The sequence below is a fragment of the Runella limosa DSM 17973 genome (genome assembly GCF_000482465.1).
Lineage (GTDB): Bacteria > Bacteroidota > Bacteroidia > Cytophagales > Spirosomataceae > Runella > Runella limosa.
In genome coordinates this window covers 1-1586 of the sequence record NZ_AXVJ01000102.1, presented here as the reverse complement: position 1 = coordinate 1586, position 1586 = coordinate 1, and the positions used below count along the sequence as shown (strand labels likewise).

Below are 1586 nucleotides of genomic sequence, written 5' to 3'. Positions count from 1 at the left end.
CCTAAACCCGTTCCATCCAAAACTTGCAAACTCTTATCTGTGCTTACACCCTGTAGCGTCAAGGACTTGTCAAATATCAACGATTCATTGTAAGTGGCTTCGCTACATTCAATTACGTCTCCAGATACCGCAGCCGTTATTGCCGCCTGAATCGTTGAAAAGTAAGTATTTTGTGTTAAATTGTGAACCGGCAAAAAGAATTGCAACGCTCCTTTACATGAGACATCAGGCTTATGATCCAACTTTCCTTCTAGGGTAGTTCTTTGTGATAAATTCATCGACAAAGGCGACTGTAATCCCGACCCTATGTCAAATCTATTGTTGACAATATTCAAATTTTGTCCCCAGCATTCCATTGTTGTAGGCCACTGTCCAGTCGTGAGATATGTTGGAAATGTGGATCCATTGGAAGAACCAGATTGACCATCCAAAAACACAAATGTTCCAAGTGACGATGCAAATGTATTTTCGTTCCCTGCTGTTCCTATTGTAAATGTTCCATACGAATCGTTATCACTATCATGGTTTAAAAACGAAAGAGCCGTTCCTTGTCCCTCAAAAGTATTATTTGTAGCAATCATTCCAACCGCTACTTGGCTAATTGCATTCGAATTACCACTGATTGATTTGGTATTAAAAACCAAGGAACGAGAATTAGAGTTTAGCCCCGAAAATGTATTACCATTGAAGGTGATGTTATTCATATTTTCTACAGACGCAGCCCAATTAAAATTGGTAAAAGTGTTGGAAGAAACTGTGTGTACAATCCCGTTGTAATTATTTTTAATACGCAACACAGCTGCACCAGGCGCTGAAGTATTCGCAAAAGTAGCATTGAACAAATTACTTTCGACTGAGATTGGCCCTGCTGCTGCATTTTGGTCAGCGAGTTCAATACCGCCTCCGTTGAAATTATTGTTGGAAATTGTAATAGCTCCATTGCTACCAAATCTTACTAATACATCGTGATTAATTGTTTGCAAGGTATTTCCAGAAAAAGTACCCCCACCTTCATCTACCGAAATTCCTGAACGAAAGTATCGTGTCATACTAAAAGCATCAGTTTCACCACCAACTGTATTACCTGTAAAGGAAATAGCACTAACTCCTCCTGCTGCTGTTCGGTAGTTATTAGTTCCTCCATAGTTTACACTCACCGCATTTCGGTCAGTATAAGTCCCTGTCGAAGCTGATGCAGATGAACCTGTTGCTAGAACGTTATTGTCTTTGACTATAATACCAGAAATGTTAGTTCCACTTGCAATTATAGCACTCGAAAGCTTAGTCAGATCGACTTTCATGTCAAAATTTTCAATCGTAACATTGGGCTTTGAAACATCAAACAAGGCAGGTTTTCCTGTGACCGAACCCGTAAAATTAATAATGGGTTTGGTAGCACCTACTCCTTTAACAATAAGCGACTTATTTACAATCACTTGTTCACTGTACGTCCCTGCTGCCACCGTAATAGTGTGACCATCTTGGGTATCAGCATCATTTATCGCTGGCTGTATCGAACAAAAATACTCGTTCGTGCTTGTGTTTGTCACCAATCCTGAACCAATCCCGCCCACATTACGAGTGTC

At 40.2% G+C, this 1586-nt stretch carries 1 protein-coding gene; it reads right to left on the bottom strand.

Translation table 11 applies throughout. The features are described from left to right. Positions 1–1586: right-handed parallel beta-helix repeat-containing protein (locus tag K339_RS37520; RefSeq protein ID WP_037300043.1), on the bottom strand; the 1586-nt coding region annotated here is incomplete at both ends.